The sequence below is a fragment of the Faecalibacillus sp. H12 genome, assembly GCF_013361255.1.
Taxonomy (GTDB): Bacteria; Bacillota_I; Bacilli_A; order Erysipelotrichales; family Coprobacillaceae; genus Faecalibacillus; species Faecalibacillus intestinalis.
The window spans coordinates 48,769-68,816 of record NZ_JABWDK010000003.1; the positions used below are offsets into that span (position 1 = coordinate 48,769).

The 20,048-nt window shown below is 26.9% G+C and carries 20 protein-coding genes; 9 read left to right on the top strand and 11 right to left on the bottom strand.

Annotated features, from left to right (window positions below; translation table 11 throughout):
* Position 1: 1 nt before the first annotated feature.
* The 5 genes from gyrB to dnaA form a co-directional block, all read right to left on the bottom strand.
* The gene (gene gyrB, locus HUU89_RS04955) at positions 2 to 1,933 is read right to left on the bottom strand and encodes a DNA topoisomerase (ATP-hydrolyzing) subunit B (RefSeq protein ID WP_267309793.1); all 1,932 of its coding nucleotides are present in this window, start codon (positions 1,931 to 1,933) and stop codon (positions 2 to 4) included.
* Entirely contained in the window at positions 1,930 to 3,018 is a 1,089-nt protein-coding gene (gene recF / locus HUU89_RS04960) for a DNA replication/repair protein RecF (protein ID WP_147579812.1), read from the bottom strand. The genes gyrB and recF overlap by 4 nt, the downstream gene beginning before the upstream one ends.
* Positions 3,005 to 3,220 carry a S4 domain-containing protein YaaA gene (gene yaaA, locus HUU89_RS04965; RefSeq protein WP_022002042.1) on the bottom strand — a complete coding sequence of 72 codons (216 nt, stop codon included), beginning with the start codon at positions 3,218 to 3,220 and terminating at the stop codon, positions 3,005 to 3,007. The genes recF and yaaA overlap by 14 nt, the downstream gene beginning before the upstream one ends.
* A 199-nt stretch (positions 3,221 to 3,419) precedes the next feature.
* Positions 3,420 to 4,529, bottom strand: a complete 1,110-nt coding sequence (dnaN, locus tag HUU89_RS04970; protein ID WP_117787760.1) for a DNA polymerase III subunit beta — start codon at positions 4,527 to 4,529, stop codon at positions 3,420 to 3,422.
* A gap of 143 nt (positions 4,530 to 4,672) precedes the next feature.
* Positions 4,673 to 6,004 (bottom strand): chromosomal replication initiator protein DnaA, encoded by a 1,332-nt coding sequence (dnaA, locus tag HUU89_RS04975; RefSeq protein ID WP_119362451.1) that lies wholly within the window; start codon positions 6,002 to 6,004, stop codon positions 4,673 to 4,675.
* 1,023 nt (positions 6,005 to 7,027) lie between these two features.
* Between dnaA and rpmH the strand changes: the two genes are divergently transcribed.
* From rpmH to HUU89_RS05000, 5 genes are read left to right on the top strand one after another with little or no spacing between them, the layout of a single operon-like run.
* Positions 7,028 to 7,162 (top strand): 50S ribosomal protein L34, encoded by a 135-nt coding sequence (rpmH, locus tag HUU89_RS04980; RefSeq protein WP_022002045.1) that lies wholly within the window; start codon positions 7,028 to 7,030, stop codon positions 7,160 to 7,162.
* A 41-nt stretch (positions 7,163 to 7,203) separates the two neighbouring features.
* Positions 7,204 to 7,545, top strand: a complete 342-nt coding sequence (gene rnpA, locus HUU89_RS04985) for a ribonuclease P protein component (RefSeq protein ID WP_032091106.1) — start codon at positions 7,204 to 7,206, stop codon at positions 7,543 to 7,545.
* Entirely contained in the window at positions 7,542 to 8,453 is a 912-nt protein-coding gene (locus HUU89_RS04990; protein ID WP_032091105.1) for a YidC/Oxa1 family membrane protein insertase, read from the top strand. The genes rnpA and HUU89_RS04990 overlap by 4 nt, the downstream gene beginning before the upstream one ends.
* A gap of 14 nt (positions 8,454 to 8,467) precedes the next feature.
* On the top strand, positions 8,468 to 9,067 hold the full coding sequence (locus tag HUU89_RS04995) for a protein jag (RefSeq protein ID WP_032091104.1): 600 nt from the start codon (positions 8,468 to 8,470) through the stop codon (positions 9,065 to 9,067).
* Between the two features lie 35 nt (positions 9,068 to 9,102).
* Entirely contained in the window at positions 9,103 to 10,047 is a 945-nt protein-coding gene (locus HUU89_RS05000) for an AEC family transporter (protein WP_175301134.1), read from the top strand.
* A 28-nt stretch (positions 10,048 to 10,075) separates the two neighbouring features.
* On the opposite strand, the gene HUU89_RS05005 is transcribed toward HUU89_RS05000, so the two are convergent.
* The gene (locus tag HUU89_RS05005) at positions 10,076 to 11,683 is read right to left on the bottom strand and encodes a VanW family protein (RefSeq protein ID WP_175301135.1); all 1,608 of its coding nucleotides are present in this window, start codon (positions 11,681 to 11,683) and stop codon (positions 10,076 to 10,078) included.
* 161 nt (positions 11,684 to 11,844) lie between these two features.
* Between HUU89_RS05005 and mnmE the strand changes: the two genes are divergently transcribed.
* Genes mnmE through HUU89_RS05020 form a run of 3 tightly spaced genes read left to right on the top strand, consistent with a single transcriptional unit; the run spans position 11,845 to position 14,229 of the window.
* Complete coding sequence (mnmE, locus tag HUU89_RS05010) at positions 11,845 to 13,179, top strand: tRNA uridine-5-carboxymethylaminomethyl(34) synthesis GTPase MnmE (RefSeq protein WP_147580193.1); 1,335 nt, start codon at positions 11,845 to 11,847, stop codon at positions 13,177 to 13,179.
* Positions 13,145 to 13,402, top strand: coding sequence for a hypothetical protein (locus tag HUU89_RS05015; RefSeq protein WP_254697700.1), 258 nt, complete (start codon positions 13,145 to 13,147; stop codon positions 13,400 to 13,402). The genes mnmE and HUU89_RS05015 overlap by 35 nt, the downstream gene beginning before the upstream one ends.
* A 5-nt stretch (positions 13,403 to 13,407) precedes the next feature.
* Positions 13,408 to 14,229: a mechanosensitive ion channel family protein gene (locus HUU89_RS05020; RefSeq protein ID WP_032091100.1), complete on the top strand. Its 822-nt coding sequence runs from the start codon at positions 13,408 to 13,410 to the stop codon at positions 14,227 to 14,229.
* 45 nt (positions 14,230 to 14,274) lie between these two features.
* Here the strand turns inward: HUU89_RS05020 and HUU89_RS05025 are convergent, their stop codons facing one another.
* Positions 14,275 to 15,390 (bottom strand): 5-methyltetrahydropteroyltriglutamate--homocysteine S-methyltransferase, encoded by a 1,116-nt coding sequence (locus tag HUU89_RS05025; protein WP_217498433.1) that lies wholly within the window; start codon positions 15,388 to 15,390, stop codon positions 14,275 to 14,277.
* A 225-nt stretch (positions 15,391 to 15,615) separates the two neighbouring features.
* Between HUU89_RS05025 and HUU89_RS05030 the strand changes: the two genes are divergently transcribed.
* Positions 15,616 to 15,768 (top strand): hypothetical protein, encoded by a 153-nt coding sequence (locus HUU89_RS05030; RefSeq protein ID WP_155522374.1) that lies wholly within the window; start codon positions 15,616 to 15,618, stop codon positions 15,766 to 15,768.
* A 40-nt stretch (positions 15,769 to 15,808) separates the two neighbouring features.
* Here HUU89_RS05030 and HUU89_RS05035 read toward each other — a convergent pair whose 3' ends face one another.
* Genes HUU89_RS05035 through HUU89_RS05050 form a run of 4 tightly spaced genes read right to left on the bottom strand, consistent with a single transcriptional unit; the run spans position 15,809 to position 20,047 of the window.
* On the bottom strand, positions 15,809 to 16,216 hold the full coding sequence (locus HUU89_RS05035) for a very short patch repair endonuclease (protein WP_175301137.1): 408 nt from the start codon (positions 16,214 to 16,216) through the stop codon (positions 15,809 to 15,811).
* Between the two features lie 21 nt (positions 16,217 to 16,237).
* Positions 16,238 to 17,668 (bottom strand): LlaJI family restriction endonuclease, encoded by a 1,431-nt coding sequence (locus HUU89_RS05040; RefSeq protein WP_175301138.1) that lies wholly within the window; start codon positions 17,666 to 17,668, stop codon positions 16,238 to 16,240.
* Positions 17,668 to 19,413, bottom strand: coding sequence for an AAA family ATPase (locus tag HUU89_RS05045; RefSeq protein ID WP_175301139.1), 1,746 nt, complete (start codon positions 19,411 to 19,413; stop codon positions 17,668 to 17,670). Before HUU89_RS05045 ends, HUU89_RS05040 begins: the two co-directional genes overlap by 1 nt.
* Positions 19,406 to 20,047, bottom strand: coding sequence for a hypothetical protein (locus HUU89_RS05050; protein ID WP_175301140.1), 642 nt, complete (start codon positions 20,045 to 20,047; stop codon positions 19,406 to 19,408). Before HUU89_RS05050 ends, HUU89_RS05045 begins: the two co-directional genes overlap by 8 nt.
* Between the last annotated feature and the right edge of the window lies 1 nt (position 20,048).

Consider the following 20,048-nt stretch of genomic DNA (forward strand, 5'->3'; position numbering starts at 1 on the left):
TCTAAATATCTAAATCAGTTACATATTTTGCGTTTTCTTGAATAAATTCTCTACGAGGTTCAACTTTTTCTCCCATTAATACATCAAAAATCATATCAGCTTCCATTGCTTCATCTAATTCAATACGATTTAAAATACGATGTTCAGGATCCATTGTTGTTTCCCATAATTGATCCGCATTCATTTCTCCTAACCCTTTATATCTTTGGATAGAATATTTTGCACCTTCACCTAACTTTGTTCTTAAATCATCTAATTCTTCATCACTATATAAATAATGTTCTTCTTTTCCATGTTTTAATAAATAAAGTGGAGGTTGAGCCGCATAAACAAAGCCACCTTCAATTAAAGGTTTTAAATAACGATATAAGAAAGTTAACATTAAAATACGAATATGTCCTCCATCGACATCGGCGTCGGTCATAATAACGATTTTATGATAACGTAATTTATTAATATCAAAATCTTCACCAATTCCTGTACCAAAAGCAGTAATCATGCTACGAATCGTATCACTTGATAAAACACGATCTAATCGCGCTTTTTCAACATTTAAGATTTTACCACGAAGCGGTAAGATAGCTTGAATACGACGATCTCTACCCATCTTAGCACTACCTCCGGCAGAATCCCCTTCGACAATGAAGATTTCACATTCACTAGCATCTCTTGATGAGCAGTCAGCTAATTTCCCAGGCAATGATGTAATTTCCATTCCTGTTTTTCTTCTTGTCATTTCACGTGCTTTTTTCGCAGCTAAACGTGCATGAGAAGCAACGATTGCTTTTTCAACAATAATTTTGGCAGTATCAGGATTTTCTAATAAAAATTGATCCAATGATTTAGAAATAATATTTGAAGCAATTTTTCTTACTTCTGCATTTCCTAATTTTGTTTTTGTTTGTCCTTCATATTGAGGATCAGGATGTTTAACAGAAATAATCGCTGTTAAACCTTCACGACAATCTTCTCCTGATAAAGCATCATCTTTTTCTTTTAAGAAGTTTCCTTTTCTTGCATAGTTATTAATAACCCTTGTAAGAGCTAAACGGAAACCTTCTTCATGTGTTCCTCCTTCATGTGTATTAATATTATTACAGAAAGAGTAAATATTTTCTTGATAACCATCATTATATTGCATTGAAACTTCAATCTTAATATCATTTTGCATATCTTCTACATAAATGATTTCATCATGAATTGGTGTTTTATTTTTGTTGATATAAGCAACATATTCCTTAATACCACCTTCATACATATAATCATGTTCACGATTTTGTCCATCTCTTAAATCAGTTAAACTAATTCTTAATCCCTTATTTAAGAAAGCAAGTTCTCTAATTCTTTGTCTTAAAACTTCATAATCATAAGTTGTTGTTTCTTTAAAGATTTCAGCATCTGCTTTAAAAGTAACCTTTGTTCCTTGCTTATCAGTATGTCCTAATTCTTTTAATGGTGCAACTGGTGTCCCACCATTTTCAAATCTTTGATAGTATTCTTTTCCATCACGATAAACATTGACTTCTAGCCATGAAGATAAGGCATTAACAACAGAAGCACCTACACCATGCAATCCACCGGAAACTTTGTAGCCTCCGCCACCAAATTTACCACCAGCATGTAAAACAGTAAAAATTGTTTCAACTGTTGATTTACCTGTCTTAGCGTGTTTTCCAGTTGGCATTCCACGACCATCATCAATAACTTCAACTACATCGTCATCTTTCAAAATCACTTTAATATGACTTGCATACCCTGCTAAAGCTTCATCGATTGAGTTATCAACAATTTCCCAAACCAAATGATGTAACCCTCTAGATGATGTTGTACCAATATACATACCCGGTCTTTTTCTAACAGCTTCTAATCCTTCTAATACTTGGATATCTGACTCATCATAGCTATGTTGTACTTTATTTTCTTCTGCCATCATTTTTCCTCCCTATGATTAATATTAATTTTCTTAGCTTCTTTAATAACATGATGTTCTATTCCATCTATTGATGTTGTTGTAATAAACGTTTGAATACGATTATTTAAAATATCTAAAAGTTTTGTTTTTCTTTGATCATCTAATTCTGATAAAACATCATCTAATAAAAGAATAGGATATTCTCCAATTTCTTCTTTTATTAATTCTATTAAAGCTATTTTCATACTTAAAACAATTGTTCTTTGTTGACCTTGAGAAGCAAACTGATGTGCACTCTTATTATCAATAAAGATCTTCATATCTTCCTTATGAATTCCATAATAAGTACTTAAATATCTTGAATCTCTTTCAAATCCTTTTTGATAAAGTTTTAAAATATCTTCTTTATTAACATTTTTAATAAAACATTCATACTGCAATTCAACGATCTCATGACAATTTGCAATATTTAAATAAATATCTTTTACTTTTAAAGATAAACGTTCGATAAAATTATTTCTTTTTTCAATAATCTTAATTTGAACTTCAGCTAATTGCTCATCTAAAGTTTCTAGATATTCATCATATTTACCTCTTCTTTGATTCAATAATTTAAGATACTGATTTCTTTCCTTTAATAATCGATTATACTTAGTAAGATAAAAAACATAAATTGGTGAGATTTTAGATAACTCCAAATCTAAAAACTTTCTTCTAATACTCGGAGAACCTTTAACCAATGATAAATCATCTGGTACAAAGACAACCGCATTTAAATAACCTACATAATCTGAAATCTTTAAAATATCTTTTCCATCTACTTTTGCTTTTTTGGATTCCTTAGATAAAATAAGTTCTAATTGATGCATTCTTTCATTAGAAAAAACATTTCCTTTTACTTTTGCAAAGTCATGATCAAATTGAATCATTTGATCATTGATATGTGTTCTAAAAGATTTACAGACAGATAATAAATAGATTGCTTCGATAATATTCGTTTTCCCTTGAGCGTTTCCACCAATTAAAATATTAATTCCTTGATCAAACTCAATAAAAAAATGATTATAATTTCTAAAATCAGTCAGTTCTAAATTATTGATGCGCATTTATACAATAAAAATTTCCTTCAAATTCAACTTGATCACCATCATGAAGCTTTTTTCCTCTTCTAAGTTCCACTTCACCATTGACCTTTACTTGACCATCTTTAATAATCATTTTTGCTTCAATCCCACTAGATACAAGATTAACAAATTTTAAAAATTGATCTAATTTAATATATTCATCTTTAATTGGTATTTCTTTCATACTTAACCTTCTTTTCTCTATAATTGTACTAAGTTAGTATATCATAAAAATCATAAAAATTCAAAATATTGCGCTATATTCGCTATTTTTATTTATGAATAGAAAAATACTTTTTTGATAAAAAAGCTCTTAAAATAAAAATTACTCCCCAAATAAACAATTAAAAGGAAAATTTACAAAAAAAAGAAGCTTTCGCTTCTTAATATGTTCTAACTGGTAAAACAAGTTGTAATAATTCATCAGAATCAAAATCTTTAACGATGAATGGTTTCATTTCTCCAGTGAATAATATTTTTATTTTATCACCACTAAATGATTTAATAGCATCACTTGCATATTTACAACTAAATGAAATAGTAAGTGGTTCTCCTTTATAGAAAGAAGAAGCTAAATTTTCTTCTACTGAACCAATTTCTTGTTGATATGAAGATAAAATAACTTGTTCATTAGACATATCTAATTTCACAATATTATTTTGTTCATTTAATAATAATGAAACACGGTCAATCGCATTTAATAAATCAGCTCTATTAATATCTAATTCATAATCAAATTCTAAAGGAATCAATCGAGCTGTATCAGGATAAGATCCATCAATTAAACGTGTTTGAATAATATTTTTATCAAACACAAATAATACTTTACGTTCAGATACATATAATTCAATAAGTTCATCTTTTTCAATAATCTTACTAATTTCATCTAAACTTAATTTAGGAATCGTAATATTAAAAGTCACATCTTCATCAATAGAAATAATCTTTTTAGCTAAACGATAACTATCAGTAGCAACAACTTCTAAAACATGATCATGCGCTTTAAAATTGATACCAGTTAAAATAGGTCTTGTTTCTTTATCACTAGCAGCAAACTTTGTTTCTCCAATAATATCTTTTAATACAAGAGCATTCATCATAAAATGAGTTCCTGTTTTACTTAAATCAATACGTGGATATTCAATAGCATCAGTACCATTTAAGCTGTATTCAATTTGACTTCCTTTAATACGAGTAAGTAAACCATCAATAATTTCAATTTCAATATCATCACTATTGATCTTTCTTACAATATCAAAGATATAACGACTATTTAAAACAACTGCTCCTTCTTTAAGGATTACTAAATCATCATCTTCATCAATAATTGTTTGAATAGTGATATCACTATCACTTCCTGTTAAGATAAGTTGATGAGCTTGTAAATCAAATTTAATCCCTGTTAAAACAGGTAAAGGACTACGAACAGATACAGCTCTTGTTGCTTTAGCAAGTGCGTTTAATAATTTGATTCTTTTAATTCTAAAATGCATATTTGCCTCCTGTTATTTATATATTTAAAAATAAGTCATTATTACTATTAGCATGTGAACAATGTGCATAAATATAAAATATGTTGATTTTATCAATACTTTTTATATGAATATCAATGTGCACATATTGTTGATATTAGTCACTACATTGTGCCTAACTTTTGTTTAAGCTTATCTACAGCGAGTTTATAATCTGGATCTTTTTTGATTTTTGTTTCTACTCTTTTACAAGCTTTCATAACTGTAGAATGGTCTCGATTGGAAAAAGTTGTTCCAATTTCACTAAAAGTAATATCTAAAAGTTCCCTCATTAAATACATACATATTTCACGAGGTGTTACCAAGTTTCTCGTTCTATTTTTAGAAATTATTTGACTAATGGTTAAATAATAGAATTCAGCGGTTGTTTTTAAAATGAATTCTTTTGTTAGTGGTTCTTGTGCTTTTTTTATAGTTTTTTGATCTTTAAAGACTTCAGATGCAAAATTCATATCTATGTAATTAGTTGATTCCATGATACTACAGAAGAATAGTCGTTTTAATTGACCTTCTAAAGAACGAATATCATTACAATAATTCATAACCATGAAGTCTAAAACATCATCTGTAATAACTAAATCTGTATTACCTAGATTTTCTATTTTCTTCTCTAAAATTGCCTTTGCTGTTTCAAATTCAGGTGGATCTATTCCAAAAGATAGACCTGATTTAAAACGACTAATTAAACGTTCTTCAATTCCTTGAAGTTCATCAGGCATTTTATCACTTGTAATAACAATTTGATGATTGTTATTAATGATTTCATTAAATATATGGAAGAACATCTCACTACTTTTTTCTTTTCCAAATAAAAATTGAATATCATCAATTAATAAAATATCAAGATTTCTATAATAACTATAAATCTCATCTGTTGTATTTGTTTTTATAGAATTAATAATTTCATCTACAAAATCCTTAGAAGTAATATATCTTACTAATAAATTAGGATTTGTTTCTTTTGCTTTATTTCCAATAGCATTTAATAAATGTGTTTTTCCAAGCCCTGGATGACTATATAAAAATAAAGGATTAAAGTTCATACCAGGTTTAGTTGATACAAGTAAAGCAGCATTTTGTGCCATACGGTTTGAATTTCCTACGATAAAATTAGCAAATGTCATATCAGGATGAAGATGACTATCGATTTTAGGAACCCTTTTTTGTTTAGATTTTTTATATTCTTCTACTTCTAATACTTTGATTTTTATTGGTTTAGAAAAAGAATTAGAAAGAATAGATTCTATTTCTGCTTGTTTTTCTAAAATAGCATCAATATTCCATTTTAATTCAGTGGTGATAATAACTTGATTATCTTCAATTTCTTCTAGAGTTGCAGGTTTAAATAGTGAGTCCAAGATGATCTTATCATCAACTATTTTATTTTTTTCTAAAGTTTCTACACAAGATGACCAGATTTTGTTTAAATCTTGCACAATTTTCAACTCCCTTTCGACTCAATTATATAAAAGATGTGAACTCTTTTAAAGGAAAAATACTGTCTGCACAATAGCTTCACAATTTTATTCACAAAAAATGTGAGAAATATCAATCATTTAGAGTACTTATTCACATTATTCACAACTTCATTTTTCGCTATGAATTTTATTAAATGTGAACTTAGTGCATATTGTATAGAATAAAAAACAATGTGCACATAGGTGTTCACAATAAAAAATACGCTGATATCAGTATATTTTTTACTAATTCACCCATATGAATAACTCGATTCACCACGTGAATAAGCATGTGCAAAACTTGTCAAAACATAAAATTTAACAAAAAATGAATATTCACAATGTGAATTTTAAGAAAAAATCCGATTTTTACTAGAAAAATAGAAGAAATGTAAGATAAAGGTTAAGATGAAATAATATTCACTTTAGGATGTGAATATCTAAAATAAAGAGTTTATTCACATTAGATTAGTGACTATTTTGAATATATTGTATAAATATTGATACAAAAGTACGTAAATACTTAGAAGTGCACACTTGATTTTAGGGGGAAAAACAAGGATTTATAAGGAGTTGGAGGAAAATGTGAATAAGTTTTTTTATGAGCTTTAAAGAAATTCACATGTTGTGTACGTACTTGATTGAAAAATGTTCACAAATAATGTGCATTTAATAAGAGTTATGCTTAGTGATGGTACTTTTTTTGATAAAAGTACTTATTTTTATACAATTTTCTATCTATTTCGATATATCATAAGATGTGAATAATAAAGTAAGGAAACTTATTCACAATAAAGAGAATTTTTCTAAATTAAAAAAGTTCACAAAAAAATGTGCAAATAATCATTAGAAATTGTTATTCTTATTATTTGTCATCATTAAAAATCATGAATTTAAGAGTAGAAATATAGAATTTAGAATTGACTTGTCACAATAATTCCTATAAGATATAGGAGCATATGTTATTTGTATAAAAAGATAAAAATTTTGGAGGTGTAAAATATGAAAAGAACATATCAACCAAATAAAAGAAAAAGAGCAAAAACTCATGGTTTTAGAGCTAGAATGGCAACTGTTGGAGGAAGAAAAGTAATCGCACGTCGCCGTAAAAGAGGAAGAAAAGTATTAACTGCTTAATGTAAAATCCACTTTTTCGGTGGATTTTTTTCTAAAATTTTATGAAAAAAGAATTTAGAGTAAAAAGAAATGAAGATTTTAGCAAGATTATTGCTAGAAAAAAGAGTTTTGCGAATTCTTGTTTTATTATTTATAAAGATGAAAATCAAATGGGCCACGGACGCGTTGGTATTTCTGTAAGCAAGAAATTAGGAAATGCTGTTACTAGAAATAAAATCAAAAGACAGTTACGCATGATGATTCAAGAATGTTTTCATTTTGATGAAGAAGTTGACTATATAGTAATTGTAAGAAAAAGATTCTTAGATAATACATATATAGAAAATAAAAAAGAATTAGAGTATTTGTACAAAAAAGTAAAGAGAAAGGAGATCAGCAAATGATCTTAGATAACAAAACTAAAAAATATTTTAAAATTATTTGTTTAGTTTTATTTGTTGTAGCCTTAACTGGATGTACAGCAAATCTTGATTCAAGTGGTAAACTGATTGCTAAAAGAGCAATTAATTTAAACACACCATGGTCTATGAAGTCAGGAATTTTTGATTTCTTATTAGTTATTCCTATTTCTAAAAGTATTATTTATTTAGGAGATGTTTTATTAAATAATATCGCTTTAGGTGTTGTATTAATTACTATTTTAATTAATATTATCATTTTACCAATTATGATTAAATCGACAGTATCTCAACAAAAGATGCAATTGATTCAACCAGAAATGGAAAAAATTCAAAATAAATATAAAGGTAGAAAAGATCAAACTTCTCAAATGAGAATGTCTGCAGAAATTCAAGCTTTATATAAGAAAAATGATGTCAGTATGTTGGCTTCATTTACAACATTCTTAACATTACCAATTATGTTTGCAATGTGGCAAGCGGTTCAACGTATTGAAATCTTATATCAAACAAATATGTTTGGTATTAACTTAGGTGCTAAACCAATCGATCACGTATTTAAATTCGAGATTGCTTATATTGTATTACTTGCCATTGTTGCTTTAACTCAATATTTTGCGATGAAAATCAATACAATCATGTCAAAAAGAAATCCAAAATATAGAGAAACATCACAAATGCAATCAATGAACATGATGAATAATTTCATGACATTATTTATCATTTACTTTGCAGCAATTATGCCTGCAGCAATGTCACTTTATTGGATGACAACAAACATTATTACAATTGTTAGAACATGGTATATTTATATTTATCATGTTGAAAAAGCACAAAAAGAAGTTGATCAAGCAAATACAAATTATTTAACAAAAAGACAAAATAAAAAATAAATAGAGGTATTTATATGAAAACTTATACTGGAAAAACAGTAGATGATGCTGTTAGTAAAGCATGCCTTGATTTAGGTGTAACAATTGATCAATTAAATTATGAAGTTACTTTAGAAACTAAAGGTTTATTTAGTAAAAAAGCTGAAATTGCTTGTTGGACAGTAGAAATGGTTCAAGAATATATTGAAAATCTTATAAGAAAAATCTTAACAGATATGCAATTTGAAGTAGAAACTGTTTCTTATGTTCAAGATGGTAGAATTTATTGCAATATTAATACAAGCAATAACTCTATTTTAATTGGTAAAGCTGGTGTTATTTTAAGAGCAATTAACTTAATTATTAAAAATGCTGTCAGTACAACATTTAAAAAACGTTTAGAAGTAAGCGTTGATATCAATGGTTATAAAGAAGAACGTTATAAAAAAGTTGCAAGTATGGCAAGACGTTTTGGTAAAACAGTTTTAAGAACAAAAGCTGATTTAAAATTAGATCCAATGCCTGCAGATGAAAGAAAAGTGATGCATCAAGAGATTGCAAAGATGGATCATTTAAAAACTGAATCTAAAGGTGAAGGAAAAAATAGATATATGACAATCTCATATGTAGATTAAGCCGCTTATGCGGTTTTTTCTTTAGGGAGGAAATAATGGAAAATTTAATTTTTAGTTTAAATGCGACGGTTCCTGTTTTTGCGATGATTATATTAGGGATATTATTTAAAAAAATAGGAATTATTGATGATGTTTTTGCATCAAAAATGAATAAATTTGTCTTTTTAATACCACTACCAGTATTACTATTTAAAGACTTAGCGACATTAGATTTTAAGGAAATTTGGGATACGAAGTTCGTCTTATTTTGTTTTTTTATTACCATTTTTAGTATTTTAATAGTAACAATACTTTCTTTTTTATTAAAAAATAAAAAGAATCAGGGAGAATTTATTCAAGCAAGTTATCGTAGTTCAGCGGCATTACTAGGAATTGCATTAATTCAAAATGTATATGGAAAAGCAACAATGGCGCCTTTAATGATTATTGGAAGTGTACCTTTATATAACATTATGGCTGTCGTTGTCCTTTCTTTCTTTTCACCTGAAAGAAAAGGAATAAGTAAAGAAATGTGGATGAAAACTTTAAAAGGTATTATCACCAATCCTATTTTAATTGGAATTGTGATTGGACTTTGTTGGTCATTACTTCATTTACCAATGCCTACAATGTTAGATAAAACAGTCACTTCGATTGGGAATGTAGCTACTCCTCTTGGTTTAATGGCAATGGGTGCTACATTTAATTATAAAAAAGCTTTAGGAGATTTAAAACCAGCCCTTTGTGCTACTTTCATTAAATTATTTGGTTTCTGTACTCTCTTTTTACCATTAGCTATATTCTTTGGATTTAGACAAGAACAACTGATTGCTATTCTTGTTATGCTTGGCTCAGCAACCACAGTATCATGCTATGTGATGGCTAAAAACATGGGACATGAAGGAGTTCTTACAAGTACAGTGGTCATGTTGACAACTTTAATAAGTGGTTTTTCTATTACTATGTGGCTTTATATTTTAAAAACTTTACAATTCTTATAAAAAAATGAGTGATTTTAGTCACTCATTTTTACTGTTGTGTAGTAGTAGGTTCAGCTGGAATTGTTGTTTCCGGTGTAGCTGGAGTTGCTTCAGGTTGTGCTTCAGGAGCTTGTTCAACTTTCATTGTACCCACAGCAATAATTGCTTCATGACCTTTATAATAACTATTGGCTTCTTTTTTCTTTGAAAGTAATTTACCATCTTTATCATAAACTAAACGATAAGAAACGGCTTTACCACCATTAGATCCAGCTTGTTTAGTTACTTGTTGTCCTTCAGGAATAGTTGCATCATTTTCATATTTTGTGTTATATGCGACATCCCCTGTTCTTTCACTTGTAAACTTCACATAACTTCCATCAACATCAGTTCCAATAATTTTACATGTTAACTTACCACCAGCATAACTTGCTTCTATTTTAATTGGATAATCTCTATTATTTTTAAATTTAAAATCAGGACCACCCCAAGAAACAGTGGCATCTCTTCCTATTGGTACATAACTTGAAATATACGTATGATTTGTTCTTTCAGTTACTTCTAAATTAGCTAAAACAACAGCATTATATAATGTTGAAGAAGCTTGACAAACGCCACCTCCAACTTCTTGAACAGTTTCGCCATTTAAATAAGCTCCTGCTTCACCAAAACCATTTTCTTTTGTTCTTTTTCCAACTGTTTGATTGTAAGAAAATTCTTCACCTGGAAGTAAGATCACATTACATTTTTCACCAGCAAGTCTGACATTGTTTTTTCTTACAGATGAACCATTAACAGTTGTTGTATATTCACCTAAAACATCTTTAAATAAATTCTTTTCTAAATCTTCTTTAGTAATACTTGGAACAATAGCTTTTGCTTTAACTTCAAATTCTTTTCCTTCTTTAGCTTTATTAAAAGCACTAATTGAATCATCTAAATCATATTTAGCACCATATTGTTCAGCTACAATTTTATAATCATTATTTTTATCTAAAGTCGCATTTTTACCTTCCTTAGATAAAGTCTTATAAATTGTTTTCATAACACTTTCATCTTCTGAAACAGATGAAGGTTTAATCTTTAAAGTTTTATTAAAATCATATTCATTTAAAGCAGTTTGAATTGTGTTATAAACATCTTTTTGTTTAACTGCTTCACCACTTTTACCTTTAGTAAAGATAACTTTTGTTTTTTCAACTTTATAAGTAGTAGGTACTAAAGTTGAATAATCTAAAATACCTGATTTTTTGATATCTTTATTAAGTTGTTTTTGATCTTTAATATCTATAGAAATATTTTCATTATGTTTTAATAAATAATGATAACCTTTAGTAAAGAAATTACTGTATTTCTTTTGAATATCATTAACTTGATCTTTAATGTTAACTTTAACATTATCTTTCATATCTATTTGATACTTTTGATCATTCAATGATAAATTCAATAATAGATTTTTTTCATCCTTTTGATACTGTTTTTCAAGCTGAGTGACAATTTCATCCTTAGACATATTATTGACCTTTATGCCATTAATTGTCATATTCTTGATAAATCCATTACCTGATGCTAGAAAACATAAAATGATATAAATAACCAATATCACTCCTATAACAGCACCTCCGATTATAGGAACTTTTTTATTCAGCTTTTTCATTTTTTCACCCCTATTTGTACATAATAATATATGATTAAAATATAGAAATCAATCGAAAAAAATCATATATCAAAAATAAAAAATATTTGTTATAATGAGAGAGTTATTTATTGATAAAATCAACAAAATAAGATAGTATCAAAAAGAAAGGTGGTATGAAAATGAATGATGATATTATTGTTGCAGTAGCAACATCAAGACTAGAAGCAGCAATTTCAATTATCCGTTTATCAGGAAAAGATGTTATTGCATTTGTTCAACAGTTTTTTACAGGAAAGATTATAAATAAAGAGAGTCATACCATTACATACGGTTATATAAAAGATAATGGTGAAAAAATAGATGAAGTATTAGTAAATATCTATCGTGGGAAAAGAACTTTTACAGGAGAAGAAATGGTTGAAATCAATTGCCATGGTGGTGTTTATATTACAAATAAAGTAGTTGATCTTTGTTTACATCATGGAGCAAGACTGGCAGAACGTGGTGAATTCAGTAAACGTGCTTTTTTAAATGGACGTATTGATTTATCGCAAGCAGAAGCTATTAGTGATATTATTACGGCTAAAAATAGTTATGCTTCTTCTCTTGCTTTAAAAGGAATTCAAGGAAGTATTAGTCATTTTATTAAAGATTTAAAAGAAGATTTAATTCAAATTATTACGCAAATAGAAGTCAATATTGATTATCCTGAATATGAAGATGTAGAAGAATTAACAGCAGATAAGCTTTTACCAATGTCTACTTCTTTAATTGAAAAGATGAATAAAATCATTGAAGATTCTAAAAATATTAAATTATTAAAAGAGGGAATTCAAACAGCCATCATTGGTAAACCCAACGTTGGTAAATCTAGTTTATTAAATGCGATGTTAAAAGAAGAAAAAGCGATTGTCACAAATATTGCTGGAACAACAAGAGATGTCGTTGAAGGATCAGTAACAGTAGATGGTATTTTATTAAATATGATCGATACAGCAGGAATTAGAGAAACAGATAATATTGTAGAAAGTCTTGGGGTTGAAAAATCAAAAGAAATGATTAAAAAAGCAGATCTTGTTTTATTAGTTATTGATGGAAGTAAAGAACTTGATCAAGAAGATCAAAAGTTACTTGAACTTACAGAAGATACAAATCGTATTATTATTATTAATAAAGCAGATTTAGGTAAGAAAGTTGATTTAGAAGGAATTGAAATATCGGCTAAAGAACAAGATATTTTAGCGCTTACTAAAGAAATTAAAAAGAAATTTAATTTAGGACTTATGAGTAATCAAGAAGAATATTATCTTACTAATGCTAGACAAACACAATTATTAGAAAAAGCAGCTTCTTCTTTACAAATAGCAATTGATGCGATGAAGATGTCTATACCATCAGATCTTATTGTAGAAGATCTTTATGATAGTTGGTCTTGTTTAAAAGAAATATTAGGAGAACAAGCAAAAGAAGATTTATTAGATGAATTATTTAAACGCTTTTGCATCGGTAAATAAGATGAATACAAATGAAATATTAGCACAAAGATTTTATCGTTTTTTTAAGTATACAAGAAATGTAGCATTAATTACGTTTATTGTTTTCTTTATATTAAATGCAATTAATACAGGAAATAGTATTTTATATTGGATTTGTTATGGATGTTTAATGGTTTCTATTGTAGGAGCAATGCAATCAGTTTTGTTGTATGTTCTTTCAAAGTATTATAAAAAGAGGTAATTTGAATGGAAAAAATATTTGAACAAATTGATAATTTGTTTGTAAATGGGGTTATTAATGGTATTATTTCAATTGTTATTGCAGGGATTGTTTTAATTGCAATCAATAAATTATTAAATAAGTTTATTAAAAAGAAATGGCCTGATAATTATGTTTTACAAAAAAGAATTAAAAAGATTATTCTCATTACAATCTTTTTAGCAATTGTATGTAGTGAAGTGAAGTTTTTAAAATCATTTGCGACTGCCCTACTTGCATCTGGAGGAATCGTTGCCGTAGTTATTGGACTTGCCAGTCAAGAAGCTGCAGGTAATCTTATTAATGGTGCCATGATTATGGCTTATAAGCCTTATAAGATTGGTGATTTTATTGTTGTTACAGGGCATAATGTTAGAGGAACTGTTATTGATATTTCACTTAGACATAGTGTTATTGAAACATTAGAAAAGACACAAATGATTGTTCCTAATGATATTATGAATAAAGCAATTATTGAAAATATTTCACAAATCGAACATGTTAAAGCAAATTATCTTTATATCGATATTTCTTATGAAAGTGATATAGATCAAGCAATCAAAGTGATTCAAGATCTTGTTGTAAAACATCCTTTATTCATTGATGGAAGAAAAGATAAAAAGGATCCATTAGTCCCTGTGATTGTTTCTGATTTAAAAGATAGCAGTATTCAATTAAGAGCAACAATCACTAGTGAAGATAATGTACAAGGTTTCCAAATGCTGGCAGATATTCGTAAAGATTTAGTCACTGAATTTAAAAAGGAAGGTATTGAAATACCTTACCCTCATATGCATATTGTAAAATAGTGTAAAAGGAGAAAACATGGATTATCATGTTATTCTCCTTTTCTTTTAATCTCCCCATACTTCTTCAGCGATTTCTTTTACAAGTTTAAGTTTAGCCCATTGTTGTTCTTCCGTTAATTTATTACCAATTTCACATGAAGCAAAACCACATTGAGGACTTAAATATAAACGTTCTAAAGGAATATATTTAGTTGCTTCATAGATTCTTCTTTTAACAAGTTCTTTATCTTCTAAATCAGGTTTCTTTGTTGTAATAAGACCTAAAACAACTTTCTTATCTCCTGATACCTTCTTTAATGGAGCAAAACCACCAGAACGATGATCATCATATTCTAAGAAATAAGCATCTACATTTTCTTCACCAAAGAGTAAATCAGCTACACCATCATAAGCTCCTGAACTAAAGTAAGTAGAATGATAATTTCCTCTACATACATGAGTATTAATTGTTAAATCTACAGGTGCACTTGCAACAACTTTATTATTTAAATCTAATAAAAGTTGTTTATATTTTTCTAATTCTTCTCCCTTTCTTCCTGTTAAACTTACAGCAAGTTCAGGATTAACCATACCACCCCATACACAATCATCAAATTGTAATTGACGGCAGCCAGCGTGATAAATTTCTTGAACAAATTCATTGTATGCTTTAACAACATCGTCAGCAAAAGCTTCTTCACTACCATAGAAACCTAATGTTTTATCTAATAAATCAGCTCCTGTAAAGAAAGCATAGAATTGACCAGGTGAAGGAATTGTTTGTTTAGCTACAGTATTTTCATCTTCTAATGCTTTAACAAATTTAAAATGTTCTACAAAAGGATGATCTTTACAAGAAATCTTACCTGTCATAAAAGTATCATCAATCATAGCAGCTTCACCATCAAACGTTTGATTTCCATCTACAGTCTTTTTATGTTCAACCCCATTAAATCCCCACATAAAATCTAAATGCCAAGTAGAACGTCTAAATTCACCATCTGTGATGGTATGATAACCTAATTCTTTAAGTTTATTTACAAGTTCTACAATACATTCATCTTCAACTTTAGTAAGTTCTTCTTTAGTTATATTATTTAATTCATAATTTTTTCTAGCTTCTTTTAATCTTTCAGGACGTAAAAAACTTCCTACAAATTCATATCTATTTAATTGACTCATATCATTCATTCCTTTCAAACTATATTTTTATTTTATCAATCAAAACATAGTTTGAATAATACAAATAATAACTACTTAGATATAGTTTTAAACTATATTCACCATTGTGCATAATGCACAAATGTATGCAATATTCTCATAACCTCAACACATATAATTTTTAAACTTTCTTACATATAATATAAGTAACAAAAGGGATATAAAATACTAAGGAGGAACAAAATCATGTGTGTAAATTACTATTCATATTTAACAACTAATCAAGCAGATTCTCAACCAGGTTGGGCTAAAAAAGACAGATTCGATTCAAGCAACACAACATTATCAAAAATTAAAAATCACGTTGTTAAAAACTATTTCTCTAAACTATTTAAATAATATATAATAATACGAAAAACCTGCACGTGATGCAGGTTTTTTAGTCTTCATTTTTTATTTCTTCTAGTAAACTTTCCATACGATAATCAAAACACTCTTTTAATTCACATTCCCATATTACAATTACTTTAATATCCATTTGTTTTAATTGTTTATAGTGTTCAATATCATTTTTCATATTTTTTTCAAATTTATTAATCCAATAATCTTGATTTGTTTTGGGAATATAAGCATATTTACAATTATAATGATGATGCCAAAAACAACCGTTAATAAAAATAGCAACATTGTATTTTGATATGTATATGTCAGGTGTTCCAGGTAATGTTTTAACATTTTTTTGATATCTAAAACCTTTATGGTAAAGATACTTTCTTACTTTAAGTTCGATAGAAGTATCTTTACTTTTAATTATAGACATATTATAAGATCTTTGCTTTGAAACCATGATATTATTCCTGGACTTTAATTATTTATTTTTTATAGCATAAATTTTATTTTTCAAATAATGATCAAAAGCATCAGAGGCTTCTATAAATATAACTTCAATAGATGGTAAATCTAATTCATTCATCATTTCAAGAGAAACATTGAAATGATTTGATAAGTTCTTATTTTCAATTGGTAAAACAAAATAATTTTCAACTTTTGTTATATTATGCTTCTCAATAAATTTTTTATATGCTAAATGATATAAATATTGTTTAGTAATACTTTCTATACCTGGTTGATTAATTATTTTGTTATTTTTGATCAATAATTTGTAATATTTGGCATCATATATGTACATGATATTATCTTGAAAAGTTATTGTATCTGGTTTTAAAGTATCAGCTAAAAATGATGAAGTATTATTTAATTTCCAAATAGGTTTTTCAATTAAATCTATAAGTTTTTTTTCGTCATCTTTTGTGTAATTATTATTTTCAATATTTAGTTTGTATAAAGGAGAGTAAAGTTGATTATCAAATATTACAGCAATAACCTCTTCCCATACTAAATTAAAATTAGCCGTTCCATATGTACTAAAATAACTGATGTTATCAAAATTGCCTTTTTTTGAAATATATGCATACATCGCTTTTAATAAATATATTTTTCGCGTATTAAATTGTTTATCAAGTTCATTTTCAATACGATATAAAATATAATCTATGTCACCAAAGTCATCTAAATTGTAATTAGATAGTTCAATTTCTTCTATATTGAAAAGATATAGAAGATCTGCATTTTTTAATTCTTTAGAGCACATAGAAATTATCCAAGCATGTAATTGCCTAAAATAGTCAAGATTATTAGATATTCTTTTATTTGTATAATAATTTAAATAGTAAGGCTTATTTCCTTTTATGATTGAGAAACCATCATTTATTGTCCTATCCCAATTTATTTCACCATTACCATTTTCTTCAGTAATATTAATATCATTAGAATAAAGATCATTATCATAATAGTCATTTATAAAAAATAATAGAAGTGCCAAATAATTAAAGGAATAATTATTATCTTCGCTATTATTGAATATCTTGATAATTTGTTCTTTTGAATTGTATTTTTCTAAAACTGATAAAATTTGTTTTAACTCTTTAATTGGTTCATCAGTACTATCGATATATTTTGGATATATTTTTAAAACCATATTCTCTACTATTGTTATACCAACATATTTAAATATATAATAATAGTCATCGTTAAATTTTTGAGAAACAGATATTTCAATGTCTTCTTCTACAAGATCTGTTATATCTTTTTGCTTATTATTTTTCTTTACAGTACGAATTATAGAATATTCTTTTAAAATGTTAATATAATGAACAATTTTTTCTTCTGAACATTTAAATAAATTTTTCAAATCATCCTGAGAATACCTTTTTTGTTCTTTGATAAAAACAGATAACATTATAAATCATCTCCAGATGATTTAGCTTTAGCCTCAAATTCTTTTACTTTATTTGTGAAATCTTCACCAAAGATTTTTAATCCTTTTTCATCGTATTCTTTACATATTTCTGAATAAATACGAGGATTTTCAATTCCGCTAAAAATAAAATCTTTTTTTTGTTTTGCAGCATCTTCAAATAAATACATGATTATTTTATCTTTAAATAAGTCATTAAATTTTTCTTGTAATTTAGATTTATTATCAGAATATCTATCCATTAGATCATTAACATTTAAAAAGAAAGGACCTAATTGTTTATCTTCGTTAACTTTTATTTCTGTCAACTCGCAATTAATAGCTTTTCTAATACTATTCCAATGTATAGGTTCAGGATCATTGTTTATTATAATATCAAGAGTTGTTTGTTTATTTAATTCTTCTTCTTTTTTATTGATACCGCAATATTCAAAATTCCATCTACGTTTAAAAGCGGTATCCATAGGGAATACACCTTGATCTGCGCTATTCATAGTTGCCCAAATAAACATGTTATCTGGGATTCGTAATTCAGCACATTGATCCGCAGGAATTTTTAATTCTTCAGAAATGTATTTTTTCATATCTTCAGAAGTATGTATAGGATATTCACTAACTCCATTATTTCTATCCAATAATTGGAATATATCACCGAATACAGCAGCAGGATTTGCTCTATTAATTTCTTCAATGATTAATAAAAATGGTTCAGGTGTATCACTCATATTGCTTTCTAAAGCTTTTACTAAAATTCTTAAAAAAGGGCCAGGAACATATTTATAAGAAATTTCATCGTTATCATTGTTCACAGGTTTATAAGTTCCAACAAAATTTGCATAGGAATAATCAGGATGAAAAGTAACTCGCTCATAGTTTTCATTTTTTTTGATTAAATCCTCTTTATCTTTATTAAGTGTATAGCTTTTACCAGTACCTGTTGCTCCAAAAATAATACGATTATAGTCATATTTCAAATCGGTATTTAAGGAAAAATTTCTATATTTAATTGCTGAAAATAATTTAGTTAACCAATTGATAAATGGTGTTCTATTATCTTTTTTCTTTTCTGGATTATAGAACCAGTTATTTGATATAGCGTATGTTTTTTTTAGATAATTTCTAGTGTTTTTATAATATCTTGAGTTTCCAGAATCTTTTAATTGATTTTCAATATTTTGATTAGTATCGATTTCTTTAAGTATTGAATATTTACCGAAGTTACTAAATTGTTTATTGCAAAAATCAGAGTTTGTTAGTAATAATATAACATGTTTATCTATTAGATTATGTGCTTCTAAAAAATCAAAACATTTATTTGCAAATGTGTTATTATCATATTTTAATAAATATGATAAATCAATATTTCTACTAATATCATTTATTCTTTTTAATGAGCTATAAATTTCTATAAAATTTTGATATTCTATCTGTTGGATAATATCATTTTCTATTTTGCACGCAATATATTTGGAAATATCTAATGGATTAGAATAGTCACATAATTTTTTTAAAATTATTTCATTACCTATATTTATAATTTTTAAAATCATTTGAGTTATATATATATCTTTTTTTTTACAAATAAAAAGTATATCGTTTTCTTCAAATTTCTTAGTAAAATTTAAATTTTTATTATTAATAAATTTATATGTAAATGATTCACCTGAATTAATAATCTCAAATTCTGAAAATAAATTGTTTGTATAAAAAATATAATAATTATTCATGTATATTAACCTCCGTATCTATAATATGTTTTTCAAAAACAAATGGATGTAAAATAATTAATTTATTATTAAAAATTGTTATGCCACCAATTTCTTTATCATTAAATTCATCTACAACATTGATATTGTTAATCATTATTTCATAAAAATTCGTTTTTGTTGGTGAGTCTGTTCTCTTTTTTTCAGAAGCAACATGTTCAATTTTTATTAAATGATTATAAGCATCTGTTTGATTATGATAGTCATTTATTAGTTCTGGGCTAAAAATTTCTAGTCTGTTTTTTACTTTTTGGAAAAAAAGGATATTTTCTTCTTTACGGTGAGAAATATATAATTTGTTTTCACCATTGTTAATAATTTTTTCGAGTAAAATAGAATCCCCTGGGTTTAATTTATTTTCTCTATAATAATTTCCTAACCCTAAAATGCGTAATTCTTTTCTTTTAGCAGTAGCACGTAACCTTAGATTTATTTCATTATTATTATTTTTGCAAATAAATTTGTAATTTATTTTTTCATTTTCAAAGATATCATTAATCTCGGCTTTTTTTGGAATTAAGATATAGGTTTCATGTGTTGTTCCTTTGCCTAATTCAGTATTATTTAGAGTTTTAATAAATTGAATAATTTTCATA

Excerpts from the sequence above, each read along its gene's own strand:
- HUU89_RS04990 (WP_032091105.1), top strand. The coding sequence starts at position 7,542 with ATGATCTTAGATAACAAAACTAAAAAATATTTTAAAATTATTTGTTTA.
- HUU89_RS05015 (WP_254697700.1), top strand. The coding sequence starts at position 13,145 with ATGAATTATTTAAACGCTTTTGCATCGGTAAATAAGATGAATACAAAT.
- recF (WP_147579812.1), bottom strand. The coding sequence starts at position 3,018 with ATGCGCATCAATAATTTAGAACTGACTGATTTTAGAAATTATAATCAT.
- HUU89_RS05045 (WP_175301139.1), bottom strand. The coding sequence starts at position 19,413 with ATGAATAATTATTATATTTTTTATACAAACAATTTATTTTCAGAATTT.
- gyrB (WP_267309793.1), bottom strand. The coding sequence starts at position 1,933 with ATGATGGCAGAAGAAAATAAAGTACAACATAGCTATGATGAGTCAGAT.
- HUU89_RS05005 (WP_175301135.1), bottom strand. The coding sequence starts at position 11,683 with ATGAAAAAGCTGAATAAAAAAGTTCCTATAATCGGAGGTGCTGTTATA.
- rpmH (WP_022002045.1), top strand. The coding sequence starts at position 7,028 with ATGAAAAGAACATATCAACCAAATAAAAGAAAAAGAGCAAAAACTCAT.
- HUU89_RS05025 (WP_217498433.1), bottom strand. The coding sequence starts at position 15,390 with ATGAGTCAATTAAATAGATATGAATTTGTAGGAAGTTTTTTACGTCCT.
- rnpA (WP_032091106.1), top strand. The coding sequence starts at position 7,204 with ATGAAAAAAGAATTTAGAGTAAAAAGAAATGAAGATTTTAGCAAGATT.
- HUU89_RS05040 (WP_175301138.1), bottom strand. The coding sequence starts at position 17,668 with ATGTTATCTGTTTTTATCAAAGAACAAAAAAGGTATTCTCAGGATGAT.
- HUU89_RS05000 (WP_175301134.1), top strand. The coding sequence starts at position 9,103 with ATGGAAAATTTAATTTTTAGTTTAAATGCGACGGTTCCTGTTTTTGCG.
- HUU89_RS05050 (WP_175301140.1), bottom strand. The coding sequence starts at position 20,047 with ATGAAAATTATTCAATTTATTAAAACTCTAAATAATACTGAATTAGGC.
- HUU89_RS04995 (WP_032091104.1), top strand. The coding sequence starts at position 8,468 with ATGAAAACTTATACTGGAAAAACAGTAGATGATGCTGTTAGTAAAGCA.
- dnaN (WP_117787760.1), bottom strand. The coding sequence starts at position 4,529 with ATGCATTTTAGAATTAAAAGAATCAAATTATTAAACGCACTTGCTAAA.
- HUU89_RS05020 (WP_032091100.1), top strand. The coding sequence starts at position 13,408 with ATGGAAAAAATATTTGAACAAATTGATAATTTGTTTGTAAATGGGGTT.
- HUU89_RS05035 (WP_175301137.1), bottom strand. The coding sequence starts at position 16,216 with ATGGTTTCAAAGCAAAGATCTTATAATATGTCTATAATTAAAAGTAAA.
- mnmE (WP_147580193.1), top strand. The coding sequence starts at position 11,845 with ATGAATGATGATATTATTGTTGCAGTAGCAACATCAAGACTAGAAGCA.
- yaaA (WP_022002042.1), bottom strand. The coding sequence starts at position 3,220 with ATGAAAGAAATACCAATTAAAGATGAATATATTAAATTAGATCAATTT.
- HUU89_RS05030 (WP_155522374.1), top strand. The coding sequence starts at position 15,616 with ATGTGTGTAAATTACTATTCATATTTAACAACTAATCAAGCAGATTCT.